Origin of the sequence: Curtobacterium sp. MCBA15_007 (genome assembly GCF_001864905.1) — a bacterium.
Taxonomy (GTDB): domain Bacteria; phylum Actinomycetota; class Actinomycetes; order Actinomycetales; family Microbacteriaceae; genus Curtobacterium; species Curtobacterium poinsettiae.
In genome coordinates this window covers 41,000-67,535 of sequence record NZ_MJGM01000067.1, presented here as the reverse complement: position 1 = coordinate 67,535, position 26,536 = coordinate 41,000, and the positions used below count along the sequence as shown (strand labels likewise).

Below are 26,536 nucleotides of genomic sequence, written 5' to 3'. Positions count from 1 at the left end.
CGGGCGCAGCAATGTGCGTTACGATGGCGACACCTCCTCCTCTCGGGGTGGTGGTACGACGAAGGCTCCCGGCTCCAACCGGGCTTCTTCTCTCGGAAGCTCACAACCTGACCTGATTGGCGTCTGAGCAGGTAGTGAGAAACATGACTTGGGGCCTAGCCCCGAACCCCCGCCTCTGGCGGGGGTTTTGTCGTTAAGCGGCCGGGATAGGCAACTCCACTCGGTTGAGTCGGCGCGGGTCCTCGACGAGCGGCATCGCGCCGTTTTCGGCGACAAGCGTCCGCGCTAGCGCGTCGAGGTAGTAGGCGACTGAGACGCCGCTCTCTTCAGCGGCGTCCTTGAACGCCTGGCGGGTCTCAGGAAGCACTCGGCCCTGCAGAAGGACCGTCGGGGCGTTCTGCGCTCGGCTGGCGCGTCGTCCAAAGTCGCTCATAGTCACACCATGGCGGGAACATGCATGCGCACGGTCATCTGGGGCGGCGTGTCGCGAGACTGCATCGATGCTCCTTCTCCTTGCGGGTAGGCGACTCAAGCGACTGGCGAGCGCGACTCCGTGGCACTCGATGCCGCAGCCCGACAAAAACGCTAGACATGACCAAAGTACCCTATTCGTGCACCTTCGCAGCCTCGGATAGGGCCTGAGCCGAAGAGAGGAAGCGCGCAATCGAGCTGTGGAACAGCTCGGGCTCACGGTTGAGCTCCATGCCGTGGGGGCATGGCGCGATCTCCACGAGCGTTGCTGCGACGCCGGGCTTGGCGGCGAAGCGCCTGGACACTTCAAGGGGCACGTCTCGGTCACCGGAGCTGTGGACTAGGAGGATCGGCAGCCCAGCGGGCGGGGTGGGACGCATCCACCGCCTTGGAATGGCTTTCCGGAGGCCGGCGAAGCGAGCGAGACCAGGGATCGTGAGCGTGAGGGCACCCAGGGTCCCAAGGAGCCCCGGGAAACCTGCCTTGGCTGCGCCGGCGCGCAGGGCCGCGAACCAATCGAGAGCTGGGCAGACCAGGATCATCGCGTCAATCCGAGTGCGGAGGGTGGAGCGCGCGGCCGCGTGGAGAGCAATCGTCGCGCCCATCGACCAGCCGACAAGCACCAGGCGCTCTGCTCCGTGGTCGACGGCATGGCGCATCGCTGCGTCAAGGTCGTGCCACTCGTCGTTACCAAAGGTCGCCGGCAGGCCGCGGCCGTCTTCGACATCGCCGCGGTATCCGATGACGAGGGAGCTCATTCCGGCAGAGAGGGTGTCGGGTACGGCGCGGAGGATGGCTTGCCGGCCCGAGTGAATCCCGTGCACGTGGATGGCCCAGGTGGTGGCGCCTTCGACGGGGAAGTACCACGCCTTGCGGGTGTCACCGTCTGCGGTGATCGCGACCTCTTGGAAGGATGCCGACACGGATGCTGGTGTGTCGAGGAGGTATCCGCTCCAGACAAGCTTGTCGTCCGCTGCAGGGACGGTCGCGGGTTCGCCCAAGATCGTCCGGCGGACGTGACGGCCGTCGTCATCGAGCACATCTCCGACGAGGATGCTGTGCTGGCCGTCGTGGAAGTAGACGCGGTACTCACCAGGGCACCGTGTCTGCTCGTCCGATTGGACGGTGATGCTGCCAGCGTCGACGGCGACGACGGTGACGGCTCGCTTCGGGCGCGGGTGGATCGCCTTCTTCGCGACCACCACGCCCGCAGCGGTCGCGCCCGCGATGACCGTCAGGGCGGCTGCCCCTGCTGCTACACCGATAGCGCCCATGCGGCAACTCCCTTCGCGAGCCGTTCGTCTACTCGCTGTAAATAGCGCTGCTCTTGTTGTGTGACCTCGAGGCGGCCGGCGACGATCTTGTCGCGGAGCTCGATGTACCGCTGCGCGACAACCACCTCAGCGCTGCCATGGAGGCGCAGCGGCGGCATGCCGGCGCTCTGGTCACGGGCAGACATGACGAACAGGCGGAGCGAGACCAGACGCCACCGGAGCACAGTGACGAGCCGGCGCAAGGTCCGCCATCCGTGTGCGACACCGATGGCGACGAGGCCGGGGTAGAAGAGACTGTTGAACACGACGAGCATCGCCCGGGAGAAGGGGGTTTGCTGCCCGTCAATGAACACTCTGGTGATGTCGACGAGCTCAGCGATGATCGAGAGCACCACGAGCGCAAAACCGATGATGAACAGGATGTTCACACCTCGGGGCTGCGGCAGGAGCACACCGATGGAGTCGGCGGCGAACCATCCCATAGCGACCATGTAGATGACGATGTGCACCCACGTGGCCGGGTACTGCAGGTGCTCGTGGATGTACGTCGTCGGCTCACCGTTGTGATCTGGGATCACCATGAAGGTGAACGTCTCAGCGAGGAGCACGGTGACCAAGATGGGCAGGCGCGATCGAGCGGCTGAGCCGGCGTGAGCGCGTGTGGCGTCCCGCAGAAACCAGAACGCCGCAGTAGCTGCGAGAACCTGGATCAGATCGATCGCGTTGACGTCACCCAAGAGCGCATCGATGTGCTCGACGGGCCAGACGACGCCCACCGTGGCGATGCCGACTACCGCAAGCGCTGCGGCGAGGAAGGCAGGACGTCGCGCTGCGTTACCGATCGCATTGACCCGCAGGAGCAAGAGTCCAACGGCAGCCCAGAAGGCAGCTGGGATCACGCGAAAGCTTCCTCGCTTGCAGACAGCGTGGACTTCTGGAGGCGTTCGAGCAAGAGCATCGCTCCGCGTTCGGCCACGAGCTCTTCGACGTCGACGGCGCCAGCGTCTTCGAGCGAGGTCCGCACCGGGACGCGTGCCCGTGCCGCAGTGATCTCCGCGGTCACGCCGGCGTAGCCCCGCTCCATAACCTCGACAGGTACGTGGCACCCTCCGTGGCCGGCGGCGATGTGCATGAACTCGTGGAGGATCACGAAAAGCTGGTAGAGGCGGGGGTCGTCAGGGTGGAAGTACACCCGTCCGGCGTCTGCGGTGTCGAGGTACAGTCCCGTCACGCTCGCGGGGTGATCGCGCGGGGGGAGCGTGTTCAGCGGGTCGATGATGAGCGGCTTGCCGAGCCAGGTAGATACGGCCGTTCGCAGCGTCTCGAAGGTGAGAGGGCCAGCGGGCAAAGACAGCCGGGCGATGGCGTCCTCAGCAAGCTGGGTGGTGAGTCGTTGCGTTCGGATCGTCTTCATTTAGTACCTCCCCGCTCATTCGGCGCTGCGGCGCGGATGGCTTCGGCGATCGCCAGGAGCTCGTCTGGGGACGCTGCGTTGACAGAGCGAGCTGCGATCCCCACACCAGTCTCCGCCAGGGCGATTTCCACTTCCAGCCGTGCGTCGACGAGGTCGACGACGCCGAGCAATGCGATGCGCAGCAGGTACTCGGACGGCACGTCGAAGAAGTCCGCGATCGCACGGAGATCGTCGCTGGTGACATCTGTCGGCTCGCCGGCGAGGAGTCGTTCCCAGTCCGCACCGGCCAGAAGCCGTCCGCGCTTCGCCAGTGCAGCGCGGACCGCGCGGTCGACCGGGGGAGCGGGTGTGCGGGCGACATGCAGAGCGACGAGCTTCCGGAGCCGGTAACCGAGTAGCGCGGGTTCGAGGTGTTCGTCCCGAGGCGCGTGCAGCCGTTCCATCTCGGTGATCGCTGGTGCGAGAAGCTCGCCGACCGACACGCCGAGCGCTTCTGCGATCGTCTGCACGTCGTTCGTGTTGAAGGAGGTCTCGCCGCGGGTGCGCTTGTAGTAGTAGCCGCGGCTGAATCCAGCCTGGGTGATGAGAGCAGGCGTCGTGATGCCTCTCCGAATGCGGATGTCGTCGACCGCGTCAACGAACGCCCTCGAGAACTCGTTCGGCTCACCGCTGCCCTGTCTGCCCACCCGATGACTCTATTGGCGTACTGAAAGAACTCTGTGAGCCTCATTTAGAGCACGATGCAACACTTGTTGCTCTAAATAGAGCATAGTGGTTTCAGTACTGGGATCAGCGGCAGCCGGAGCAGCACTCGACCCTGCCGAGGATCCCGCAACTTATTAAGTTGGAGGGCTCTCTTGGAGACTCAGCACCAGACCAGCGGGCACCACGCCCCCGATCCGGCACACACGCTGTTCCGCTCCGCGGAGGTGGAAGGGGACGCCGCCGGGCTCGCAAAGACCGGGCTCAGAGGCGGGCTGAACCGGCTTGGCTTCAAGCTGCAGCCAGGTGCCGCGGAGCGGCAGGCGCGGGCGCGCGACGCTGCCCTCGAGAGCGCCCGGGCGGTGATCCTGCATAGTGCGTTCACTCGACCCGTCGGCGTCTTGATCGCGAACCCGAAGGGCACGTCCGGGAAGACGCCCGCGACCTTGGGCCTTGCATCCGCGTTCGCAGCGGTGAAGGGCAACGGGATCTGCGCGGTCGAGGTCGCGGATGACGCCGGCACGCTTGCGCTGCGCGCGGAGGGTGTGCCGCAGCTGGATCTCGGTGACCTGGTGTGCGACATCACGTCGATCCGATCGTCCGGGCAGCTGGCCGGCTACGCCGTCCAGCAGTCGTCGTTCGTCGACGTGTTCGGTTCACGGCCGGGGGAGTCCCGCCCGGCCCTCACCGCGGATGACGTTGTGGCTGTCTCTCGGGTGATCGACGAGTACTACCGGTTCAGGTTCATGGACTCCGGCAACGTCGTCACCACAGGGCCGTTCCTCGGCGCGATCGACGTCGCGGACGTCCTGGTCGTGCCGGTGATGATGGCCCGGGACTCCGGGTTGAAGGCGATCGAGATGCTCGACGGCCTGATCGCGGCCGGCGGGCACGCTGCCGAGCTCGCTCGGAACGCCGTGATCCTCCGCATGACGGACGGGCGTCCGGAGAACAGCGTCGACCGCGACGACGTCGTCCGCTACCTCGAGGAGCGCGGCGGAGCTCGCCAGTTCGACATCCCGTTCGACGCACACATCGCGGAGCGTCGCGACATCACCTGGGCGAAGGTCTCGAAGGCAACCCAGGACGCGTTCACGTTCGCGGCCGCGGATATCGTCCGCGTCGTCCGCAACGAACAGCCCAGCACGACAAGCCCACAGCAAAGCGCCGCTGCGGCACAGGACGATGAGGACCCCGACGGGGCCGACTCCGCTCAGGACGGCGACCCGGTCACCCCGGCGCCCGTTCCCGCCGCTGCCGCACCGCAGGCACCAGTGGTGCCGGACGTTACGTCCGATCCGCGCGAGGACTGGGTGACGTGCCCGAACTGCCGCAAGCAGACCCCTCCCTACACGTACTGCTCGTTCTGCAAGCACCAACTGACCGACACGGTCAACCTGCAGCGCTTCTACGGCCGCGCCCGCCGTGCCTCCGGCTACGCAGAGCCCGCAGAAGACCTCCCGGAGCAGCTTCGCGCGCGCCCTCCCGTTCCCGCCGATGACGACGAACCCGACACCGGTCGGGCGTCGGCGTAACCCGCGAAAGGTTCATCCATGTCTCTGCTACCCATCCCCACTGCCCTAGCAACCACCGCCACGTCGGTCGTCGCGAAGGGCGACAACCCATTCGAGGGTGTGACGCCGAACTTCGACTGGCTCGGCGACGGCTTCCGCAACGTCTGGGTTCCGGCCCTCGGCGGATTCCTCGCGATCGCACTGATCGTCCTGGCGTTCTTCTTCATCAAGGCCCTCATGGGCCTCCGCAAGGCAATGGATGCGAAGAAGCCCAACGACGCCGAGCACGCCCGCAACACCATGCTCGGCACCGGCATCGCGATCGCCGGTGTGATCCTCGCACCGACACTGTTCGTCGCCATCACCACCGCTGCACAGAACGGCGCATCATGACCGGCACCGAGGAGCGGGAAGGCACCCCACGCCCGCGGAAGCGGATCAGTGTCGGCAAGACGATCGCGATCGTCTTCGGCGCCGTGGTCGCGGCATCTCTGGTGGTGCTGATCGTCGTGGCGCTCCTGCCGCGTGCGTCCACGTCGCCGACCGGCTCGGCGACGTTGCCCGCGGCGTCGGCAACGCCGGGCTCAGCTCCGACAGTCGACAGCCTGGGCGACTCGAAACGGCGCACCGTGTCCGGGTGCGTCGCCGGGGTCGGGATCACCGGGACGGATCTGCTGCAGCTGCGCAGAACGAAGGACTTCACGGTCGAAGGGGCGGCGGAGTTCCTGGGCGGGTTCTTGCAGGTCACGTCCGCCGCGGATCCGGAGTGGCGTCCCGGCATCGACCAGGTGGTGAACATCGCGACCACGGGCACGGCGCATGACCTGCTGAAGACGCAGGTCGCCGAGGGCACCCCCTACGCCGATGCGCAGAAGCACACCGTGAACCTGGCGAAGGGTGCGTTCAAGGTCATCGACCTCACCAAGCACACGGTGACGATCGATATCGCCGCCCCGTCGACGACGGATGGCAAGACCGACGTCCGCGCCGGGAAGGTCAACTACACGGGCGGTGAGTTCACCCTCACCGCGACCGACGGCGGCTGGGTGGTCTCCGGCGCCTCCGGTGACGGCGACTGGCGTGTGAACGCGACCCAGTCCGGCACCACCTTCACGGGGGGCTGCTGATGTCGTGGTGGCAGGACGCTGGCGCGAACGTCGCGTCGGGGCTGAACGGAATCGTCTCCGGGATCGTCGGATCGACCGCGAAGGCGGCAACCGACGTCGTAAAGGCAGTGGACTTCGCCAAGGACCCCGCCGGGTACATCACGTCGCTGCTGCAGCAGGGCGTGTACGTGGTGGCGACGAAACTGATCCCGCCGATGATCGACGCGTTGCACCCCGACTACTCGGCGAAGTGGTGGATCGACTCGTACCGGGTGTCGTTCGCGATGGCGTTCCTCCTGGCCGCGGTGCTGCTCATTGTCGCGACCATCCAGACGCAGAAGGGGAAGAACTCCGGCAAGGAACTCGCCGAGTCCCTGTTCGTCGCGCTGCCGGGATTCGTCGTCTCAGCGTCGTTCGGGCCGCTCGTGGGACAGCTCATCGGGAAGGTGTTCATCCAGCTCGAGGACTCGATCGCACAGTGGTCGGTGGGCACGTCAACGAAGGACTACTTCACCCACCTCGGCGACGCCGCCGCGTCGAAGAACGCGCAGGCGTTGTGGGGCACCGCGCTGATCTCGCAGATCACCCTGGAGGGGCTGCTGCTCGGGATGATCGTGGTGGTCTTTTTGCTGCTGATCCAGCTCGCCACGATGTACCTCACCGGCGCCCTGATGGCCCTGTTCCTGGCCTGGGCGGTCAACCCGAGGACCCGGCACCTGGCGAAGATCGGGCCGACGGTGTGGATTGCGTTGAACTTCGCGCAAGCGCTGCTGATCCTCCTCGTCGGGATCGTCTTCCGCGCCGTCGGTGGCCTGCAGATGAAGGCGGTGGAGGGCGCCGACGGCGACTTCGCCACGTTCGTCAACCTCGCCCTGCCCGCGGTGCTGATCTGCATGGTCGTGTTCGCGCCGATGGCGTTGATGAAGATCGCCTCTCCAGGGACCGCCCCGCTCGGTGGCGGCGGTCAGTCCCGGGACGGCGGCTTCAACAGCCCCAATCCTGGCTCCGTCCCGCAGGTACCGGCCGGTGGAGGAGGCGGGGGTCGTTCGGGGCCGCAGAACCCCAACGAGGCCGCTGGCACCACGTCCGGGTCGGGCGGCGGATCCGGGTGGACGCCGTCGACGCAGCCCGTCCAGGCCGCCGGTGGTGGCAGCACCACGATCAACGCCTCCAGCACCGGCGGTGGAGGCAGCGCTGCGAACCAGGCGGCGCAGGCCGGGAGCCGGAAGACCACGCAGGTAGCCGCGCAGAAGGGCACCACGTCCGCTGCGGGGAAGGCCGCGACCGCCGCGTCCGGGGTCGCCCCGATCGCCGTTGGTGCATTCCTGGCGAACGCCGCGTTGAAGGCCGCCGCGTCCGCGGTCCGTGCCGGCCATCAGGCCGCCGAGCAGGCCGGCGACGCCGGCTCCCACGACTGAACCGTCTGTCCGAAGGGGACTCAGCATGCGTACGTCATTGATCGGTGGGGATGTCACTCACCGCGGCTTGTTCGGTGGCCGGATCTCGAAAGTCCGCATCTGGACGCTGTCGATCGCCCTCGTTGCGGGCCTCATCGCCGCGGCGCTCTGGCAGATCACCGGGTTGGTCCTGCTCGCCGTGCTGCCCCTGGTGGCGTGGTTCGTGACGATCGACACCGTCAACAACACCGTCCTGCAGCGCAGCATCGACAAGCGCTCCTACCGGGACCGCGACAAGCGCGGCCTGACGACGTTCGTCCCGTTCGACAAGGACGGCTGGGACGCGCTCACCGACGCGTGGGCGAACGCTGACGGCCGAGCCACCCGGAAGGAAGCAGAGCGGCAGATGCACGCGATGCGCCTCACACCAGACGGGGTCGAGGGGATGCTGTGGCTGCGCGAACGCAACCGCACCCCCGGCATCCAGTGGCACCGTCCCTCGTTCGGCCAGGAGTACCTCGCCGTGGTGTTCAGCACCACCGGGCAGGTCGAGGGCATCGAATCCGACGCCGTCTTCGACGCCTCCGCGGCCGGGTACGAGCAGGTGCTCGCCCAGTTCGGTGCCGCACTGACGCTCCCGAACCGGGTGCAGACGATCTCCCGGATCCTGCCCTCCGACCCGGCACCGCACGAGGCGTGGCTGGCAGAGCACGGCGACAACTCGATCCCGGATGAGATCCACGAGTCCTACCGGGAAGTCGTCGACGACATCTCCGCCGCGCAGCTGGTGAACCGACCCATGTTCGTCGTCTGCTGGCCCGTCACTGACCGGTTCGTCGCCCGCGCCGAACGGGCAGGGGAAGGCATCGACGGGTGGCTCGCGGTCATGGACCGTGAGATCCGCTCCGTCACCGCAGCGTTCACCGCGGCCCGGTTCCGGAACGTGCACGCCATGACGGCGAGGCAGACCGCCGCCGTGCTGCGGCACCTGCAGCACCCGGGGTTCCCGATGGACCAGGCCGGAGACATCACCCCGGACCGGGCGTGGCTGCCCTCGCAAGAAGACTGGTCCTACATGACCTACGTCGGCGCCCCCGAGGGCCGGCTGTCGCAGTCGCTGTCGCGCACCTGCCGGGTGACGGCGAAGGACGTGAAGATCTCGCACCGCACGTCGCTGTGGATGGCGCCGATGCTCGGCGAGATGGAACACCAGGTCGTGCGAACGATCAGCTTCCACCTCGAGCTGACCCCGCAGGACCAGGCCCTGTTCCTCGCGGAGAAGGACCGCGTGTCCGACATCGCCGACGCGAACCGGCGAGCCCGCGGCGGCGGCATCGAAGACGCCACCCTCACCGTCGAGCAGGAAGCCGCGAAACGGCGCATCGCCGACCTCACCCCCGGGACCGGGTACACCGGCGCGAACTGGGTCGGCTACATCACCGTCACCGCCGGAAGCCGTCAGGAACTCTCCGACGCCGTCGAAGAGATCACCGCCGCAGCCTCGAACGCCGGGATCAGCAAACTGACCTGGCTCGACCCCCACCAGCAGACCGCCGCCGCCTACACGTGGCCTGTTGGGCGCGGGATCGCCCCGTCGAACGGCTCGATCGGCACCCGCGTCGAGAAGCTCGCCGCGGGCAAGGAAGCGAAGGAAGCGCTGTGACCGGCCTCGACTGGACCGCCTTCATCGCCGCGCAAGGACTGCTCCTTGTCGGCCTGGGGACCGTCGTCGCCGGCTTCGCCACCAGAAACCGCAGCCGGTTCAGGCGGGGGTGTGTCTTCGCCGTCGTCGCGATCGCCAGCGTCGCCCTCAGCGCCGTCATCGCGCCGGCCGCGGGGCTGGTGCTGATCGGCGCCGCTCTGGTCGCGATCTACCTGGTTCGCCGCCGACTCCAGCAGCTCAATGCGCAGAACACTCTCGAACGAACAGGACCCACCCGATGAGCACCACCACAAACACCGACCCCGACACCACGGACGAGGCGTACGAGCCGACCCGTCGGGCTCGCCGGGCGGGCGCCCTGTCGGCGAAGCAGCGCATCAAGCGCACCATCCGGTCCTCACCGGGTGTCTCCGACGACGTCACCGACGAACTCGCACCCGGCCGAGACGCGAACGGCTTCCCGGTGCCGGCAGAGGGCGGCTACCAGCCGAAGCGGCGGAAGCTGTTGACCCGGATCGGCTACTACGGCCCCGTCGTCCAGGGCGCCCCGTCGACCACGCGGCAGGTCGAGATCCTGAACCCTGCACCGATCGCGTCCCCGATGGAGTTCCAGGGGCTGCTGTCGGGCATCGAGACGCTGTCGTCGACGCCGGCGACGAACGATCAGTTCGCGGCGTTCCGTGCGGGGAAGGTCACGTCCGCGAACGTGTGCACTATCGGCGACGTCGGGGTGGGGAAGTCGACGCTGATGAAGTGCGACTACGTGCTCCGCCCGCTGGTGTTGAAGGGCCGCCGTGTCGTGGTCATCGACATCAAGCCGTTCACCGGCGACTCGAAGTTCGGCGAGTACACCCCCGTCGCTGCCGCGATCGGGGTCGAGCCCATCCGGTTCATCATCGCCGACACGTCCACCTCCGCAGCGCGTGAGGGCGTGACGCTGAACCTCCTCGACCCGCGGCTGCTGCAGACGCAGCTCGTGCCCGGCCCCACCGGGATGGTGCAGATGGTGCAGCAAGCCGCCGCAGTCCTCAACGACAACATCGAACTGAACCGGTTCGAGAAGAAGGCGGTCCGCGTCGCGGTCCTGCACGCGCTCCGCCGGGCGGAAGGCAAGGGCCGCGCGGCGAACATCCTCGACGTGCTCGAACACCTCGGGGACATGGACGTCCCCGAGTACGCCGGCCTGAGTTCGTTCGTGAAGGACCACCAGGAGCTCGCCGGCTACGGCGCCCGGATCCTGCTCGAGCGGATCCCGGAAGAGATGCCCGGCCTGTTCGACGGAGACACCTCCAAGAGCGTGGCGCTGGATAACAAGGCCACGTTCTTCGACTTCAGCCAGCTGCCCGAGGACGGGCCCGCCCGGTCGATCGGGATGATGCTCGCCAACGCGTGGACCATCGGCGCGATCCGCACCTCAAAGCAGCAGCAGCAGACGAACTTCTGCGTCGACGAAGGCTGGTTCCTCGTCGGCGGCCCGATGGGCGCCGTGATCCGGTCGAACTCCAAGCTGTCCCGCGCCCTAGGCCTGTCGAACGTGGTCAACATCCACCACGTCGCCGACATCCCCACCGAGGACCCCGCGATCTCCTTCATCAAGGAAGCCGGCACGCTGCACCTGTTCCGGCAGGCCCGGCAGGACGACGCCCAGCAGGCGGCCGCGATCGCGGGCCTGCGGACGGGGGCGTCGGACTACCTGATGACGCTGCCGCAGGGGCACCACTTCAAGAAGGTCGGCATCGACGCCGAGACCCGCGTCGCGCACATCCGCTCGAGCCTGGAGAAGAAGATCACCGAGACGAACTACGCGATGGGCATGCTCGAGCACGAAGACACCCAGCAGCCCGGGCTGGTGGCGGCATGAGCGCCCGGCAGGACCGGGGCCTCCCTCCGTGGGCGGTCTTCGCGGCCACGACCGGCGCCGTCATGGTCATCCTCGGCGCAGGGCTCGCCCTCGGACTGGCACGGCAGACGTCGCCAGCGGCACCGGAACGCACCGCAGTGGTGCCGACGGCGTCGGGATCGTCGTCGCCGGCTCCGACGTCGACGCCGTCGAACACGCCGGAGAGCGCTGCTGCTGGGTTCGTCGCGGCGTTCACGAACCATCAGGTCCCCGTCGACGTGTGGCAGAAGACCTACAGCGGGTACCTCACGAAGCAGGCGAAGACCGCCTACGCCGGCACCGACCGCGGGCAGGTTCCCGGAACCCGGGTCACCGGGAAGGCGATCGTCACCGCCGGCGCCTCCGCAGCACCCGTGCCCGGCAGTGCAGACGACGACGGCGACACCGACCCGGTGCCCGCGATCGTCGCCGTTCCCACCGACGCAGGCCGGTACACCGTGAACCTGCAGCAGCAGGACGGTCAGTGGCTGGTGGTCTCCGCGCAGCTGCCCGGGAGCGGGCAATGAAGGGCGGCATCCTGGCGGTGATCGCACTGATCCTCGCCCCGATTCTCCTGCTGCTCGGCGGGATCTACTTCGCGATCGCCGCATCATCGAACCCGCCTGCGGCCGCCGCGGCCGCGTGCGGGACCGCGTCGGGATCAACCGGGTCGGTCAGCACGAAGCTGCCGGCGAAAGTCGGCCAGTGGGACCGCGACCAGCTGCAGGTCGCCGCCAAGCTGATCGCCGCAGCCAAGGAGATGAAGGTCAACCAGCAGGCCACCACGATTCTCGTGATGACCGCGATGGGGGAATCGTCGCTGTCGAACCCGAACCACGGTGACGCGGTCGACAACACCACGATCGGGGTGCTGCAGCAGAACTCCGCCTACGGCACCCGCGACCAGCGGCTCGACATCCCCACCGCCGCGAAGGCATTCCTGAGCCGCCTGGTCAAGGTCGACGGGTGGGAGTCGATGGAGCCCACCCTCGCCGCGCACGCCGTGCAGGGCAACGCCGACCCGTACCACTACGCGAAGTTCTTCACCCAGGCGCAGGAGGTCATCAAAGCCCTGACTGGGACGACGGTCACCTCCGGCTGTGACGTGTCCGGGGACCAGAAGGAGCTCGCCTCAGTCCTCGCCGCAGCGTGGAAGAAGGGCACCTTCACCGACACGTACCACCCGCAGATGGTGGAACAGGAGATCCTCCCGATCGTCGACGGCACCACCAAGCCCGGCTGCCAGGTCGACACCCGCATCCTGCAGATCCTCGTCGCCGCACTCAACAAGTACGGCTCCGTGCAGATCAGCGACATGAACCGCCCCTGCGTCGGCATCACAACGCACTGCGAGTCCGGGTCGCTGCACTGCAAGAACCCGGCCGTCGCGGTCGACTTCAACGCCGTCGGCGGGAAACCGCTCCTCGGCTCAGGCCCGCAGGACATCGAGTTCCTCACCTGGCTCAACACCGTCATGCCGAAGGGCTCACAAGTCGGGCAGGTGCAGTGCCGGCCGAACACGCCGCTGTCGAACCTGCGCCAGTTCGAGGACCCGTGCTCGCACCAGCACGTCGACCTCGGCGCCACCACGGAGGCGTTGACCCTCCCGGCCGGGAAGGAGAAGTAACCCGATGACCTCCACCACCGACCGGACCACCGACCCGATCGACCAGGTGCGCCGCGCGGTCGAGGCGTACCAGCAGTCCCGGCAAGCCCGCGACGAAGCCATCGCGGCCGCCGCGATCGCGGTCGGCCGAGAGGCCGCCGCCGAAGCCTCCGGCCTGTCCCTGTCCCGCATCCAGCAGCTCGTCGCAGACCGAAACCGGACCCGGCGTCAGACGACGTCGACGTCCATCCGCTGAACCGAAGGAGAACCCATCATGGCTGTCAAGACGATCTGGCCCGTGCAGTACACGTGCGGGCACACCGAGAACCGTGATCTGTCCGACAAGCCCGCCGGCAAGCGCGCCTCGTCCGCGAAGTGGTTCGGCGAGCACCTGGTGTGCAGTCGCTGCTTCAAGAAGCAGAACGGGTCCGACGAGTCCGACGCTGAGCGCGACGCCCGCCACGCCGCGGAAGCGAAGCAGATCCGCGAGGACGCCGAACGCGACGGCCTGCCGATCGACCTGGTCGGCACCGAGAAGCAGGTGCCGTGGGCGCTCCGGATCCGCGCGGAGCTGATCCGCGGCGCCTACGAAGCGCTCGTCCAAGAGGGCGAGCTCACTGACGCCGACTTCGAGGAACAGGTCCTCGTCCCCGCCCGGCCGATCGACCGGGCCCGCTGGTGGATCGACAACAAGGACGCCGACGCTGCTGACCTCCCCGAACTCCTCGCTGACCCCGGCACCATGGACGCCGGCGCATCGACGGAGAACGTCGCATGAGCATCTTCACCGCGTCGACGCCCGATGTGACGCTCCCGATCACCACCGGGAAGGATGAGCCCAGCGACACCGTCCGGTGGGTGTTCATCCTCGACATGTTCGACGCGGACCCGTGGATCATTCCGTGCGAGTACTGCACGGTCGTCGAAGGTGACTCTTCCCACCAGGCTGGCTGCGACACATGCCGCGGCCGCGGATGGTTCAGCACGACCACCGGTCTGCCGGTGAAGCTGTGGTGGTGGCAGAGCGACCGCGCTGCAGCCGCGAACTGGCTCATCCACACCGCAACCCCGACGCTGCTCCGCGCCGCCGGCTACGACGCCGACGCCGACCGGGTCGACGGCCTCCCGAAGATCACTGCCGAACGACTCGCCCAGCGCATCACCGGTACCGGCATGCTCGAAGAGCTCTACCGCCGGCTCCACAGTGACTTCTTCGACCGCGTTCAGGCCAAGGCTGACAGCGGCTCGAGCGGGGTGGAAGCCGTCCGCCGGTCCGACGCCGGTCACCCCTTCTGGGACCGCGCGCGGGACGCGTACCTGGACTTCCGGACGTCCCGGATGGGGGAGTGGGCATATCGGATCACGCAGTACGCCCCCGAACTCATGGCCGAACGGCATGACGGCAGTCCCGCGGACCTCACCCCGACCCTGGACCGTCTCGTCGACGCGTACGAAGACGCCACCAGCGGCCTCGTCATGGTCGAAGAGGACATCGTCCTCGGCCCGGAACGACCCGCCCTGCACGGTGCCGACGGCGCACGCTGCCAGTCCCGGTACGAGCACGACGGGGTGCTGTACCGCTGCGACGTGCGCACCCCACCCCGATCCGACCCACACCACACGGCGACAGGTCCGGACGGCCCGCTGACCTGGACGGATGAGGACAACGTCGACGTGCCCTGCACAGCGACACTCGCCACCCCCCTCGATGGCGCCGGCGCAACCAGCACTGTGCAGTGCGTGGCCACCCTCTACCGGCACCCGGACACCCGGACCGGGGACCTCGAGCACCACTGGTACGGCCCCGAATCGGACGGCTACCCCGACTACCGGAGCTGGACCGACACCGACACCGACGCCGGCGCAACCGCTGCCGCCACCCACTGAACCGACGACGAAGGGCACAGATCATGGCCGAAGAACCGATGAACCTGGACCAGGCGCTCCGCGCCTCCTACGCCGATGCCCTCACCCTCGGGGTGCGAGGCATCGATGCCGACGCGCTGGCACGTCGCGCGGAAGCTGCACGAGCTGTCCTCGCGGAGCAGTCGCGCCGCGTCGACGCTGCCTACCGTGGAGCGGCCGGCGCAGAACCGGACGTTGCCGCACCGTTCGGGACAACGCTCGTGCTGCAGCACGGCGGAGACCTGAACGCAGTGCTCGGCGACCCGATGTTCGCTTCCACACTGCAGCAGCAGATGGGACTCGGGTACGGGACCGAGTACGTCAACGACGAAGACGGCGCCCGGTGGGAATCCACCGAACCGACCGCCGAGGACATCGGCCAGTCGGCCGCGGAAGCGACGCGCATCCGCTCGGCCCTCGCTGAGATGGGCTCGCTCGATCCTGACGCCCTGCAGGCGGAGGCCACCGCTGATGAGCCGCCGCTGCAGGAGCGGATGGAGCAGGCGTACCTCGAGGGATACGGCGCCCGACTCCAGATCGGGCTCGCCTATGCCGCCGCGGACGACGCCACTCGTGCCGAAATCGGCGTGAGCGTCCTCGCCGACAAGGTCTCGACCTACGACGACCTCGACAGGATCACTACGACCATGCAGCGGGAGCTGCCGGACGTGACGTTCTTCTACGAAGAACTCCTGAACGAACCGCTGTCGCAGAACACGGAGCGAGCACTCGTGGAAGCAGCGGGGATCGCGGGCCGGTGGTCCGAGCTCGACGCCGCGGTCGACCAGCAGCTCGAGGTCATCGACAGCCGAGCCAAAGAGGTGACCCGTGCACCCTCCGTGCACGCTGGCGACCCCGCCGAGGCGGAGATGCGATACGTCGACCCGGACCTGCAGCGCGCGACGCAGGCGCTGCCGCGGATCGAACGGGACAATACAGTCCGCGCCGCACGGGCACAGAGCGCCATCGCGGCAGAGTCGGGAGCGGAACGCGGAGGCGTGCGCGAACGGATCCAGGGGTGGCGGGAAGCCCGCCGCGAGGAAGGCGAGCGCACCGGCGATGACGCACAGCGGCGGCGAGAGGCGTGGGAGCGCGGGAACGGTCGCAGCATGCGTGTGACGGGGACGCCGTCGGCCGCGGCGACTGCGGATGTGGTGCCGGCGCCGACGCCAGAACGAGGGCTCGGACGATGAGCGAGATTCGATCGACGTTCGAAACGGCGCTGCTATTCATCGTCGTGCTGGTCGCCGCGTACCTCAGCATCCACGTCGGTGCCGTGGTCACCCCGACGGGGACGGACTACTCCTGGAACGTCGTGCAGCTCGTCGGGCAGTTCTTCGACGGTGCGCGCGTGCCCGGAGCCGCGGTCCCGATCCTGATTGTCGTCGTTGCCGCCGTCGTAACGGCGGCGATCGTCGTGGGACGGCTCGGCCGAATCCGCCGCGAGGAGCGGCAGACCGTCCAGCGGATGGCGCCGCCGTCCGAGTACAAGGCCCTGCTGGAGAAGGCCCGCCTCGAGCAGGCCCGCAACGACCTGCACGAGGACGAACCAGACATCGGCCCCGGCCTGCCGATCGGGTCGGTCGCGACGCGCGGCCGGCACAAGGTGTTCCAGTCGTGGGAGGACGCCGGCGTGCACCTGCACGGCACCCGACGCGGGAAGACCACCTCCGAGGTCGTCCCGCACTGCGCCGTCGCCCCCGGCGGTCTCATGGTGACCTCGAACAAGCCGGACGGTATCCGCGAGATCCTCGCCGCCCGCCACGGCGCCGGCGAGTGCTACGTCCTCGACCCGAACCAGGTCGTACGCCGCTCCTCGACCCCGGACTTCACCTTCGACCTGCTCGCGGACATTCAGACCGATGATGACGCGTACGAGCTCGCCGAGATCTTTGAGGCATCGACGAGGAAAGCGTCGGACCGGGGCGGCGATGCGCAGTTCGACGAGTCGGGCCGGAAGATGCTCGCCGGCTGCTTCCTCGCTGCGGCCCTGGAGCGGCGGCAGCTGCGGGACGTGTACGAGTGGTTGACCCGGGAGAAGGTAACCACGGTCGCCGACCTCCTCCGCAAGCACGACGTCGTCGGGCTCGCAGCGACACTCGATGGGTTCGCCGAGTGGACGGAGAAGACCCGTTCCGGCATGTACGCCACCGCGCAGCGCATGGCCGGTGCCCTGTCGAACGAAGCGATGATGGCGTGGACGGTGCCAACGCCAGGCATCCGACAGTTCGACCCCGCCACCCTGGCGCGGGGCAAGGACACCCTGGTGCTGCTGTCGAAGAAGGGCGGATCCGCGGCCGCGTTCGTGACCGCGCTCGTCCGTGCGGTCTGCAAGGCCGCCGAGCAGCAGGCGCACGCCAACGGTGGACGGCTGCGGGTGCCGCTCGTGAACGAGCTCGACGAGTGCGCGAACGTCGTGAAGTGGCCAGAGCTGCCAGAGGTGTACTCGTACTACGGGTCCCTCGGGATCGTGATGAACGCGTACTTCCAGTCCCCGGCACAGGCGATCGCCGCATACGGGAAGGAAGGGTGGGAAGCGATCTGGTCCGCCGCCCCGATCCGCGTCTTCGGCGGGGGAGTGGTCGACCAGCCGCGCCTGCAGGAGCTCTCCGCACTCATCGGTGAGTACGAAGAAGTCACCGACAGCACCACCGGTGCCACCCGGTTCCGGCCCATCCTCACCGCCGGGGCACTGGGATCCCTCCGGAAGTGGCGAGCAGTCGTCTTCGCCAGCGGCGTCGACCCGATCCTGATCTACACGAAACCGTGGTTCCGAAACCTCCGCCTCCGCCGACGCATCAACACCGGGAAGAAGGCCCTGAATGTCTGACATCGAGACCGCGCACACCGACGTCGACCAGGCGGACGAGGTCGATACCGAGGCACCGACGGAAAGCGGGAGCCCGTTCCAGTCGATGTTCTACGACTGGGTGCAGGAACGGTTCGCACGGGTGGAGGTCACCGGATCCGCGCAGCGGGCGACCTGGTGCCCGGAATGGTGGAAACACCCCGAGGTCGTCGACCGGCTACAGGCGCTCTGGACCGCGCACATCGCCGCGGAGGCAGAACAGGAAGACGAGAACGGCAACATGGCCGCGCTGTCCGATTGGTGGATCCGGCACTGGGACCCGCACCGCGCAGTGCTGTTCGACGCAGCGACCGGACCGTTCCGGGACTGCAGCATGCAGCGCGGCCACCTCTACGACGAGGACCGCGACCACATCAACGCGATCACGCCGGCAAGGCCGCCAGCACAGTAGCCCCACCCTGAGTCAGCGGTCTCGATCGACCTCACGACTTGGGGGTGGCGACGGGGGCACATCACGCGGCGGCGTCGACGGCCCGGTGCCGGATCGCATCGGTCGTCCGTGGGCCTGCTCCCACGAGTCCCGGCGTGCCTGCACCTCGGGCTCACGGTGTCCACGGATCGCAGCGAGCGTCGTTGTCCGCGTTGCTGCCGGCAGCGACGTCGGCGCGGGCGGCTCGCCACCCTCGGCAAGCTCCGCCGCCCACCGCGTGGTGCGTGCCCGCATGGCCGCCGCGGCGTCGCTGTCGAGCCCGTATGCGGCAAACCGGTCATCACGGATCCGGTCGACCTGCTGCAGCTGCTGGGCGAACATCGCCCGGTCGAATCCGTCGTCACGGTCCGCGACGAGTCGCAGCAGCTCCTCGTCGGTGTACCGACCGGAGGACCGGATCGCGTCGAGGTCGATGAAGTCACGCGCCTCGAGGCGCGTGTACACAGCGTTGGTCTTGGACGCCACGGCGTCGTCCACCGATAGCACCGGGCCCACCTGCAGCCGGGCGGGTTCGGCGCCGCGCCAGTCGTAGGCGAAGTCGACGTCGACCTGGCGGCCATCCGTCGCGGTGACGTTCAGGTGTGCGAAGTACTCCGCCCGTCGACGCTCTTCCACGACGTAGCCGGCGTCCGCGAGGACGGTGCTTGCCTCGGTGACGGCACGGTCGAACTCGGCTGCGTCGTAGCGGTTGGTGAACAGATCGACGTCGCGGGTGAGGCGGTCCACGATGCCGTGCTCACGGATCGCTCCCGACCCGGCGAGCACGAACCCGTGCTGATCGGCGCCGCGGAGGATCGTCTGCGCTACTTCGAACTGGAGATCGCGGTCGTCGCTCACGCGGTGAGCTCCGGGAACCGGGACTCCCAGAGCGACCGAACGCGAACGGGCAGGAGCAGCTCATCCCACGTGTGCAGCAACACGTCGCGGTTCAGCAGCGTCTCCTGCACGTCCGAAGCCCCCTCGCGAAGGATCGCCTGGTACGCCTTCGTCACGCCCGAGAGCGTGTCGAGGTCGGCATCCGGGTCGGGACCCCAGTACACGTCCAGCGGGAGCGTCAGCACGCCTGTGGAGGGTCCCTGAAGGGCGCCGAGGGATGCGGGGACGTCGTAGGGCTTGATGTCCTGGTAAAGCACGCGTGATCCCATCGGTTCTCCCTCCTCCGTCCCCATTGTCCCGCGAAACGTGCCCGGGTGGGTAGGGGCAACCGGTTGGCCTCGCCCATGTCCCCGATACGGTGCTGAGGGTGGGCGAGATGACAACGTGGGGAAGCGTGACCGATCCGAGGACACGGCTCGGGAGCGCGCAGCGACTGGCAGAGGAGACGGCCGCGCCGATCGCGGCCACGATGAACGTCGATGACTTCCAAGTCATCGTGACCACGATCAGCGCTCCCGTCGGAACGGCACACACGCTTCCAGAGTTGCGGCGGGTAGAGGTTGCGATCAGCACGGTCGAGTACCCCGATCCTCGGATCCTCCGTGCCACTCTTGCTCACGAGCTAGCACATATTGGCTTGGGCGTGCCGCGGTGGGAGCGATGGATCGACGGGGCACGACTGCTCGCTCCGGCGCTCGGCGCAATCGTGGGCGTACTAGCCGCGGCCGCCCTGACTGCGGCGGTGGCGCATCCACAAAACATCCTTCTCTCCCAAGCGATGAGCGCGGCGGCGTTCGCAGCCGCATTCGTCCCGCTGTCAGAGTTCCTGCGAAGCCGGCTCACGCGCCGTCTGGAATTGCGCTGCGACATCGAGGCCGCGCACCAGGTTGGAGACGACGGGTTGGCGCTGATGGAGTACAACCCGGAGGGTGCGCTATCTCGGGTAGAGCGCTTCGGGTCGGATCACCCGCCGCCGACTGCTCGTGCTGCCGCGATCCGACTGCACGCAGACCGGCGGCACTGCGAGTGCCCAACCTGATGCACTTCAGGGGAGGGCCAAACCTTCGGACACATCCAGGACCACCACTGTGACTGCCAATGTAGAATCTTACATAACGGCGATTATCGGCGCAGCCATCTCCGCTGAGGAGGGGGTTCAGTATGGGCCTTCTCGACTTCTAGGTACGCCTCGAGCCAAGCAGTCGCGATGGCTTGGGACGCGGCGTGATCGCGAGCGATGATCCAGGCGGTGAAGATCCCAGCGAGGACGGCTACGCCGATCTGAACAAGAAGTTCACCGCCGCTGTTCAGCAGGCCGTCCATGCCACGGAGTGCTGCACTGAGCGACGTTTTTGCTTCGTCGAGCTTGCCAGCATCGTTCAGAGCGTCGGCTCGCACTTGGGCATCGCGCGCAGCACCAACGCCGGATTGCATGAGGAAGATCGTGTACGTGCCGATGAGACTGACGAGGGCCACAAGCGCTGCAAGCCCCGCGCCGAGGACCGCCCCCGGCAAGGAGCTGCCGTATTCCGCAGCGCGTCTCCGGAGGACCGCCCGGGCTTCGGCCCGGGCCGGCTCGCTTGCGCCTCGGTACGCCGCAAGGCGCCTCTCGAAATCCCGAAGGTTCGCGTGCACGTGAGCCGGCGCTTTTGGAAAGGCTCGACGCCACCAACCCCGCCCGTGGAGCCCAGTCCCCTTCGGCTTCGAGCGCGACGCGTTCATCTGAGCAGTCTGCCTCAGGTGCTGGGTTCAGGTCTGTCGACTCGGCGTTCGCGCTCGTTGTCCCGCGTCGGTACCGGCGGCAGGTCTCGTCCGCTGCCGGCGCGCCCGTAGGCCGCGCTGACCTTCTTACCGACCGCTTCTTCCACGCTCAGGACTGGCTCGACGGAGAGCGTCAGCGGGTCTTGCGCACGCCAGTCGACCGCGAGGTCCACATCGACCGATTCGCCGGCGTCCTTCTCAATGGTCATGTAGATTCCGCGGCAACATGGCAGCGACTTCGCAACGTCCGTCCTGGAGCGCCAGGGTTCCTGCTGCTTTCCAGATTCGTGCCAGCGTTGCAGGGCTATTTATCCCGATCTTTATCCCACTCGATCGTCAAATGCGAGTTTAGAATGCCGGAGTCGGAATCGCTGCGGGATGATCCGACATATCCAGCGGTGGTGACCCGGGTTGCTTGAGCGGCGTAGGGCGGATGCTCCACGTCCTCCCAATCGATAGCGACCGTTTCTCCAATTGCAAGAACGCCGAAATCTCGTCCTTCAATAGCGCTGAAGTGCACCCAAATGCCGCCGTCAACCTGGTCGACGTCAACGACGCCCCAGCCCTCGTCAGGCTTCCATATGCGGACTATCCCGTTCTCTGACATCACGATCGCGTCAGCAGGAAGTTGCGGAGCCGCAGCGGTTGCCCGTTGCGGTGAAGGAGCCGTAAACCTGCAGCGTCGCGGTGCCATCACCGGCGACGCGCCAGGTGAGGACATCCGAATAGGCGATGTGCGTACCGTCTGGCGAGTTGCTGTAGTTGCCGTGAAATTGGTACGAGCAGACGACGTTATGCCCGGCCTGCTTCGGCTGCGTCTTGCCGTTCCGTGCCCAAATCTGTCCTGCTTCGGTGACGTTACTCGTAGCCGCGGCGCAGAGGGCCGGCGAAAGTTTGATGCCCCACGGGATGGTTTTGCCACCACACTGGTGCTGCACGGTGTAGCTGACGTTGGAGTCCGAGTACTTGTAGAACTTGTTGCACAACAGCTTCGCTCCCTTAGGCCCAGCAACAGCCGAACTGGTAGCTGCCTGCGGGGCTGGCACTGCCTGCGAAGCTCCGACATCTACGACCTGGGCCGGCTCAGCGGCGTCGGCTGAGTCTGCGGGCGTGACGTCCTGAACTGACTGAAGGGTGCCCGTGGACGAGCTTGTCGTCGACGCACCCTGACTGTTCGTGATTGTCAGCGTCGACGACAGGACCGGCTGATCCGAGTCAATCGGAACTGTAGCTGCGTGAGCCGGACCGGCCATCGCAAGTGAAAGAAGGACCGCACCAAACGGCAGACTCCACAGCGCAGAGCGCTTATTAATTTGCATCAATATCCCCTCATGCGGACCCCTGCCGCCTGTAGGCAGGAGCAAAGCACACCGGGGTGGACTGCCACAAGAGAGATCCGCGCAACTTCACGCCAAAGGCGCCCCTCACGCCCGCAATCTGAAAACGGTTTCAGGAATACGCAAGCGGCACTGGCCCGGTGGGCATCGTCCGCCAAACCCGTCGGTCTCGGTGGACATGTCCCGTTCCGGAACGACGGGCCATCGATGCAAGCCTGATTCACAGTTCACGATCGATACCGCGGGCCGGCGTCGGCGGCAGGTCGCGGGCGGTGCCGGCGCCCTTCGGCCGTCCCGTGGACACCTGGCGGCCGTGCGCCTGTTCCCAGGCGTCGCGACGGCGTCGGGCGTCGTCGGAGTCGCGGCCGCGGATCGTTGCGAGGCGGTCCTTGCGGCCGGCCGCCTGTTCGCGGAGAACTTGCGACTTGTGGGACGCGACGACGCGCTCATGCAGGTCCTTCCCAATGCCCTCATTGCGGCGGCCAGCGGGGATTGCGTTGGTCTCCTCGAGGGGAACGTTGTGGCGGTCGCGGAAAGTGTCGACCTCGGCCGCAAGACGAATCCATGCGGCTCGGCGGTCGGGCTCGGCGGGGACCGAGCCGAGCTGCAGGGTCCACGCCGGCTGCTCAGCCGCGATCGCTTCGCCGCGTTCTGTGAGGCGAGCACGGAGGTGCTCGTGGCGTTCCTGGAGCTCGTCTCGCCAAGCTGCCGGCAGGTGCCGGGACCGCAGAGGTGCGGCGTCGGCGATCCACCTCGGCACCGCCGGCTCCGCTGCCGGGCGCGGATGCTCCTGCTCCCACTGTTTCGTCAGCGCGGTGATCCGCGCGCCGAGTGCAGCTGGGACGTTATCGATGTCGTCGACGGGTCGTTCGGTCCATGCCCGGTAGAGCACGTCGGCGGGGTCGAGACCGGCCCGCTCGGCACGGCGCATCGCTGCGACGGTGACACCCCAGGTGTCCTCACCGCCGAGCCGGTTGGTGACGTCGATGCCGAGGGCCTGTTCCGCGGCCGCGGTGAACCGGATCCGGTCGGCCTGCTGGGTGAGGTCCGCGTACTGGTCTGCGAGCGTGACGATGCGGTCCGCGTCGCGCTGGGCGATGCGGAGTTGCTCGTGGGCGGTGAGGTTCGGGTCGACGTTGCCGGCGATCTTCGTCAGGACGTCGCGCATGTCCTGGCCGGGTTCGGTGATGACGGCGAAGGTGTTGCGGTGGCGGCCGCGGGTGCCGCCGACGTAGGCGGCGTTCCGGGATGTGGAGGCGTCGACCATCTGCCACATGGTGTCGCCGGTGTTGCCCTGCTCCCCGTGGGTGGTGCGGGCGTAGCCGAGCTGGGTGTGCTGCTTGACGTAGTCGGCGGGAAGGCGAAGCTTGCCACCGTGGCCAGCGTGCACGACGTCGAGGGAGCCGTCGTCGTGGACCAGCTTCACGGTCCACCGGTCGCCGTTCTTCACGAACTCCCGGCCGCGGTGCATGCGCTGCTTGTAGTCGTTCTTCCGGGTCACGATCCGGTCGCCGACGTGCGCGTCGAAGCCGTCCATGAGGGCTGCGCTGCGGCGTCCGTGGACCTCGCCGGTGGTGAATCGGTACGCCTGGGCACGGGCGTTGAGTTCGGCGATCTGCGCACGGGTGGGGGCGGCCATGAGTGCGTCGAGGCCGGAGTCGATGTCCTGCTGCCAGCCGTTGAAGACGTGGTCGGCCATCTTGTCCGCGTCGCCACCTACAACGCGCCCGTTGGCAAGGTGCCACGCCCACGGGTCCTGCACCGTCGGGTCGCGCAGGAGCAGGGTCGCGGCGGCTTCGTCGGGGTTGCTGAACCGGTGGAGCTCGTCGAGGTAGGTGGCGCCGACTTCGTGCTCGAGGAGGCGGAGCATACCGCCGGAGGCGACGGCGTCGAGCTGCTTGTCGTCGCCGATGAACCGCACGTGCGAGCCAGTGAGTTCCGCGATGCGGACCACTTTGGCGAGGTTCACGGTGCCGGCCATGCCGGCTTCGTCGACCACGATCACGTCGCCGCGGCGGAGGTCGATGTCGCCCGTGATCGACTTCGCCTCGAGCAGCTGCTCAAGGTCACTGCCGAAGAGGAACTTGTCGAGCGTGACCGCCTTGATGCCGACGGCGTCGGACATGACCGCGGCCGCAGCGGCGGACGGGGTCAGCCCGATCATGCGGCCGCCCTCGGCTTCGATCGCACGAGCGGCGACCTTCAGTGCGGTCGTCTTCCCGGTGCCGGCGGGCCCGACACCGACCATGACCCGCACCGGATCGCAGGCGAACGCCGCGGCGAGAGCGGCCTGGCCGGCGTCCAGATGGGAGCCGTGCTCCGCCTTCGCGGCGGCGAACGTCTCGGCACGGACGGGGCCGAGGGTGCGGTCCTTCGCGGCGTCGAGGATGATCCGCTCCGCGTCGAACACGGCCTGCGATGAGAACACCACGGCGCCCTTGGACACGTACGGGGAGGATCCGTCGCGCATCGCGACGGGCTGGAACGTGCCGTGCGCCGGCGGCGGGGTGAGACGGATCGAGTGACCGTCGATGACCGTCTTCGTGATGAGGTCCGCGCCGGTCTTCGTGTCCAGACCCGGCATCCCGCGGTGCTCGTTCACCCACTGCTCCGCGGCGATCTGCACGTTGTTGACCCCCCACGTGGACCGATCCTCTGACACCTTCGCGAGGATCGTCCGTGCGGCATCCTCCGGGTCGAACGGAGTGTCCTGGTCGGAGCTGAGCCCGCGGCCGAGGAGCGCGCCGACCTCGAGCTCACGGCGTGGAGTGCTGCGGCGCGCGGCTGCGAACCAGGTCTTCGCGACCTCGGCGACGGGGCGGATGTGTTCCTTCTTCGGCCGGGTTGCGAGCACTGCCTGCTGGGCGATCTTCCGTCGCGTCGCACGGTCCGGGGAGCGTCCGTGGTCACGTCGGTAGTCCCGCTCGAGCTCGGCGGCGACCTTCCGGGAGTCACGGGAACGGGTCGACGATTCGGCGATCAGGTCGTCGCTGACGCCGGCGAGCTCGACCACGGGCGGGTCGCCGACGCGGAGGACGCGGGCGCGGGTGGTGGCGCCGGTGAGTTCGCAGACGTAGTCCATGACGGCACGGTTGTGGATCGCTGCGGCGGCCATCGCCTGGCGGTGCAGCAGCTTCGAATCAAGGGTGCGCCACTTCCCGTCGGAGCCAAGGACACGGTTCGCGACGACCACGTGGTCGTGGAGTTGGGGGTCCCCGGAGCGGGAGTCGTGGTGGCGGAACTTCGTCGCGATCAGCCCGCCCTCGACGTCGAGCTGGCGGACCCCGTTGACGCCGGCGCGGGTGGCGATCGCGTTCTCCTCGAGCCAGGCGATCGAGTCCGCAATGGCGCGCTCCTGCGCCTGCTCGATCAGCCGCGCGGTCACGTGGTCGTCCTGCGCGATCGCTGCGGCCCACGCGATCGACACGGACTTCGGCGGGGAGAACGTCAGGTCGATCCCGGACACGGTGTTCCGGTCCGAGCGGGTTGCGGCGGTGATGAACTTCCCGAGTTCCTCCCCGTCCGCCGGCGGCCGACCGTTGGCCTCACGGAACGCCTGGGCACCGACAGCGGTCCGCAGCTGAGAGCGTTCCTTCGCGTCCGGCTCACGGTGGCGGGTGCGCTCGAAGCGGTCCTCGGCCTCCTTGATCGCGGCGGCGAGCTTCGTCGACGACGCCGACATGCGGTGCGGTGCCCGACCGAGGCGGGCGTCCTTCTCCGCGTCCTCGTAGCTCTTCCCGGCCTCCATCGAAGCAACGATCATCGCCTCCGCGTTGGGGTGCAAGCCCTCGCCGAAGAGGGCCTTCATCTGCTCCTCGGTGACCTCGCCGGACATGCCGAGCAGGCCGATCCCGCCGCCGACCCACTGCCCCGGAGGGTTCCCCTCGACGGTGTAGTAGTCGCCGATCTCGCGGCCCTGCGCCCGACGCACGTCGCCGGTGGCGACCTCCGACGTGTAGTACGTGTAGCCGTCACCCGTGGAGAGCACGTGCAGGCTCATCGTCATCGCCAGACCCCCAGAGCGGGACGGTCTGCGGCGGCGAACATGCCGAAAGGGTACCCCACTCATTCATAATGCCAATGGTGTGACAGCTAGTGGACCGAAGGATGAGGGGAACTGGCACGCGAGCTATAGTGAGCGCGGATGCTGCTTGAGACCACGAAGACCAGATGCCTCGACGACTGAGGAACGAGGGAAGTCGTTGCATCTGGTCGGGAGTGCGTCGAAGGCAGCATCCGCGCCACAGCCGTGTCCGGCTCTGGCGCGGATGAACACAGCCCGGCTCGCCCGGTCCGTTCCCGAACCGCCCCGCGGTCGGGGTTGTAGCCGTT

27 protein-coding genes are annotated in these 26,536 nt (G+C 67.8%); 16 read left to right on the top strand and 11 right to left on the bottom strand.

Annotated elements, in window-relative coordinates:
• Positions 1–605 precede the first annotated feature (605 nt).
• From BIU95_RS15575 to BIU95_RS15560, 4 genes are read right to left on the bottom strand one after another with little or no spacing between them, the layout of a single operon-like run.
• Positions 606–1,745 (bottom strand): S9 family peptidase, encoded by a 1,140-nt coding sequence (locus BIU95_RS15575; RefSeq protein WP_071252110.1) that lies wholly within the window; start codon positions 1,743–1,745, stop codon positions 606–608.
• Positions 1,727–2,644 (bottom strand): hypothetical protein, encoded by a 918-nt coding sequence (locus BIU95_RS15570; protein WP_071252109.1) that lies wholly within the window; start codon positions 2,642–2,644, stop codon positions 1,727–1,729. The genes BIU95_RS15575 and BIU95_RS15570 overlap by 19 nt, the downstream gene beginning before the upstream one ends.
• Positions 2,641–3,159 carry a hypothetical protein gene (locus tag BIU95_RS15565; protein ID WP_071252108.1) on the bottom strand — a complete coding sequence of 173 codons (519 nt, stop codon included), beginning with the start codon at positions 3,157–3,159 and terminating at the stop codon, positions 2,641–2,643. The genes BIU95_RS15570 and BIU95_RS15565 overlap by 4 nt, the downstream gene beginning before the upstream one ends.
• Positions 3,156–3,845 carry a helix-turn-helix domain-containing protein gene (locus BIU95_RS15560; RefSeq protein WP_071252107.1) on the bottom strand — a complete coding sequence of 230 codons (690 nt, stop codon included), beginning with the start codon at positions 3,843–3,845 and terminating at the stop codon, positions 3,156–3,158. Before BIU95_RS15560 ends, BIU95_RS15565 begins: the two co-directional genes overlap by 4 nt.
• A gap of 171 nt (positions 3,846–4,016) precedes the next feature.
• On the opposite strand from BIU95_RS15560, the gene BIU95_RS15555 reads away from it, so the two are divergent.
• Genes BIU95_RS15555 through BIU95_RS15485 form a run of 15 tightly spaced genes read left to right on the top strand, consistent with a single transcriptional unit; the run spans position 4,017 to position 18,191 of the window.
• Entirely contained in the window at positions 4,017–5,396 is a 1,380-nt protein-coding gene (locus tag BIU95_RS15555; protein ID WP_139179857.1) for a hypothetical protein, read from the top strand.
• Between the two features lie 18 nt (positions 5,397–5,414).
• Entirely contained in the window at positions 5,415–5,768 is a 354-nt protein-coding gene (locus tag BIU95_RS15550; protein ID WP_017885583.1) for a hypothetical protein, read from the top strand.
• A complete protein-coding gene (locus BIU95_RS15545; RefSeq protein ID WP_071252104.1) occupies positions 5,765–6,502 on the top strand; it encodes a hypothetical protein in 738 nt (245 codons plus the stop codon). Before BIU95_RS15550 ends, BIU95_RS15545 begins: the two co-directional genes overlap by 4 nt.
• A complete protein-coding gene (locus BIU95_RS15540) occupies positions 6,502–7,899 on the top strand; it encodes a hypothetical protein (RefSeq protein WP_071252103.1) in 1,398 nt (465 codons plus the stop codon). The genes BIU95_RS15545 and BIU95_RS15540 overlap by 1 nt, the downstream gene beginning before the upstream one ends.
• A gap of 25 nt (positions 7,900–7,924) precedes the next feature.
• Entirely contained in the window at positions 7,925–9,541 is a 1,617-nt protein-coding gene (locus BIU95_RS15535) for a hypothetical protein (RefSeq protein ID WP_139179856.1), read from the top strand.
• On the top strand, positions 9,538–9,822 hold the full coding sequence (locus BIU95_RS15530; RefSeq protein ID WP_071252101.1) for a hypothetical protein: 285 nt from the start codon (positions 9,538–9,540) through the stop codon (positions 9,820–9,822). The genes BIU95_RS15535 and BIU95_RS15530 overlap by 4 nt, the downstream gene beginning before the upstream one ends.
• Positions 9,819–11,402, top strand: coding sequence for a hypothetical protein (locus BIU95_RS15525; RefSeq protein ID WP_071252100.1), 1,584 nt, complete (start codon positions 9,819–9,821; stop codon positions 11,400–11,402). The genes BIU95_RS15530 and BIU95_RS15525 overlap by 4 nt, the downstream gene beginning before the upstream one ends.
• Entirely contained in the window at positions 11,399–11,947 is a 549-nt protein-coding gene (locus BIU95_RS15520) for a hypothetical protein (protein WP_071252099.1), read from the top strand. Before BIU95_RS15525 ends, BIU95_RS15520 begins: the two co-directional genes overlap by 4 nt.
• Positions 11,944–13,047, top strand: coding sequence for a hypothetical protein (locus tag BIU95_RS15515; protein ID WP_071252098.1), 1,104 nt, complete (start codon positions 11,944–11,946; stop codon positions 13,045–13,047). The genes BIU95_RS15520 and BIU95_RS15515 overlap by 4 nt, the downstream gene beginning before the upstream one ends.
• 4 nt (positions 13,048–13,051) lie before the next feature.
• The gene (locus tag BIU95_RS15510) at positions 13,052–13,282 is read left to right on the top strand and encodes a hypothetical protein (protein WP_071252097.1); all 231 of its coding nucleotides are present in this window, start codon (positions 13,052–13,054) and stop codon (positions 13,280–13,282) included.
• A gap of 18 nt (positions 13,283–13,300) precedes the next feature.
• Positions 13,301–13,804 carry a hypothetical protein gene (locus tag BIU95_RS15505; RefSeq protein ID WP_071252096.1) on the top strand — a complete coding sequence of 168 codons (504 nt, stop codon included), beginning with the start codon at positions 13,301–13,303 and terminating at the stop codon, positions 13,802–13,804.
• Positions 13,801–14,913, top strand: a complete 1,113-nt coding sequence (locus tag BIU95_RS15500; RefSeq protein WP_071252095.1) for a hypothetical protein — start codon at positions 13,801–13,803, stop codon at positions 14,911–14,913. The genes BIU95_RS15505 and BIU95_RS15500 overlap by 4 nt, the downstream gene beginning before the upstream one ends.
• A gap of 23 nt (positions 14,914–14,936) precedes the next feature.
• Entirely contained in the window at positions 14,937–16,124 is a 1,188-nt protein-coding gene (locus BIU95_RS15495) for a hypothetical protein (protein WP_071252094.1), read from the top strand.
• Complete coding sequence (locus BIU95_RS15490) at positions 16,121–17,761, top strand: type IV secretory system conjugative DNA transfer family protein (RefSeq protein WP_071252093.1); 1,641 nt, start codon at positions 16,121–16,123, stop codon at positions 17,759–17,761. The genes BIU95_RS15495 and BIU95_RS15490 overlap by 4 nt, the downstream gene beginning before the upstream one ends.
• Positions 17,754–18,191 carry a DUF4913 domain-containing protein gene (locus tag BIU95_RS15485; protein WP_071252092.1) on the top strand — a complete coding sequence of 146 codons (438 nt, stop codon included), beginning with the start codon at positions 17,754–17,756 and terminating at the stop codon, positions 18,189–18,191. Before BIU95_RS15490 ends, BIU95_RS15485 begins: the two co-directional genes overlap by 8 nt.
• A 12-nt stretch (positions 18,192–18,203) precedes the next feature.
• On the opposite strand, the gene BIU95_RS15480 is transcribed toward BIU95_RS15485, so the two are convergent.
• Together BIU95_RS15480 and BIU95_RS15475 are read right to left on the bottom strand one after the other, a co-directional pair.
• A complete protein-coding gene (locus BIU95_RS15480; RefSeq protein ID WP_071252091.1) occupies positions 18,204–19,067 on the bottom strand; it encodes a nucleotidyl transferase AbiEii/AbiGii toxin family protein in 864 nt (287 codons plus the stop codon).
• Positions 19,064–19,363 (bottom strand): hypothetical protein, encoded by a 300-nt coding sequence (locus BIU95_RS15475; RefSeq protein WP_083389409.1) that lies wholly within the window; start codon positions 19,361–19,363, stop codon positions 19,064–19,066. The genes BIU95_RS15480 and BIU95_RS15475 overlap by 4 nt, the downstream gene beginning before the upstream one ends.
• A 119-nt stretch (positions 19,364–19,482) precedes the next feature.
• Here BIU95_RS15475 and BIU95_RS15470 point away from each other — a divergent pair, with 119 nt between their 5' ends.
• Positions 19,483–20,145, top strand: a complete 663-nt coding sequence (locus BIU95_RS15470) for a M48 family metalloprotease (RefSeq protein WP_254783390.1) — start codon at positions 19,483–19,485, stop codon at positions 20,143–20,145.
• A gap of 83 nt (positions 20,146–20,228) precedes the next feature.
• Here the strand turns inward: BIU95_RS15470 and BIU95_RS15465 are convergent, their stop codons facing one another.
• From BIU95_RS15465 to mobF, 5 genes are all read right to left on the bottom strand, one after another.
• Positions 20,229–20,621: a hypothetical protein gene (locus BIU95_RS15465; protein WP_139179854.1), complete on the bottom strand. Its 393-nt coding sequence runs from the start codon at positions 20,619–20,621 to the stop codon at positions 20,229–20,231.
• 221 nt (positions 20,622–20,842) lie between these two features.
• A complete protein-coding gene (locus BIU95_RS15460) occupies positions 20,843–21,076 on the bottom strand; it encodes a hypothetical protein (protein WP_071252088.1) in 234 nt (77 codons plus the stop codon).
• A gap of 95 nt (positions 21,077–21,171) precedes the next feature.
• On the bottom strand, positions 21,172–21,474 hold the full coding sequence (locus BIU95_RS17925; RefSeq protein WP_083389408.1) for a cold-shock protein: 303 nt from the start codon (positions 21,472–21,474) through the stop codon (positions 21,172–21,174).
• 10 nt (positions 21,475–21,484) lie between these two features.
• Positions 21,485–21,853 (bottom strand): hypothetical protein, encoded by a 369-nt coding sequence (locus BIU95_RS18405; protein WP_139179853.1) that lies wholly within the window; start codon positions 21,851–21,853, stop codon positions 21,485–21,487.
• 571 nt (positions 21,854–22,424) lie between these two features.
• Positions 22,425–26,210, bottom strand: coding sequence for a MobF family relaxase (mobF, locus tag BIU95_RS15455; protein WP_071252087.1), 3,786 nt, complete (start codon positions 26,208–26,210; stop codon positions 22,425–22,427).
• Positions 26,211–26,536: the final 326 nt, after the last annotated feature.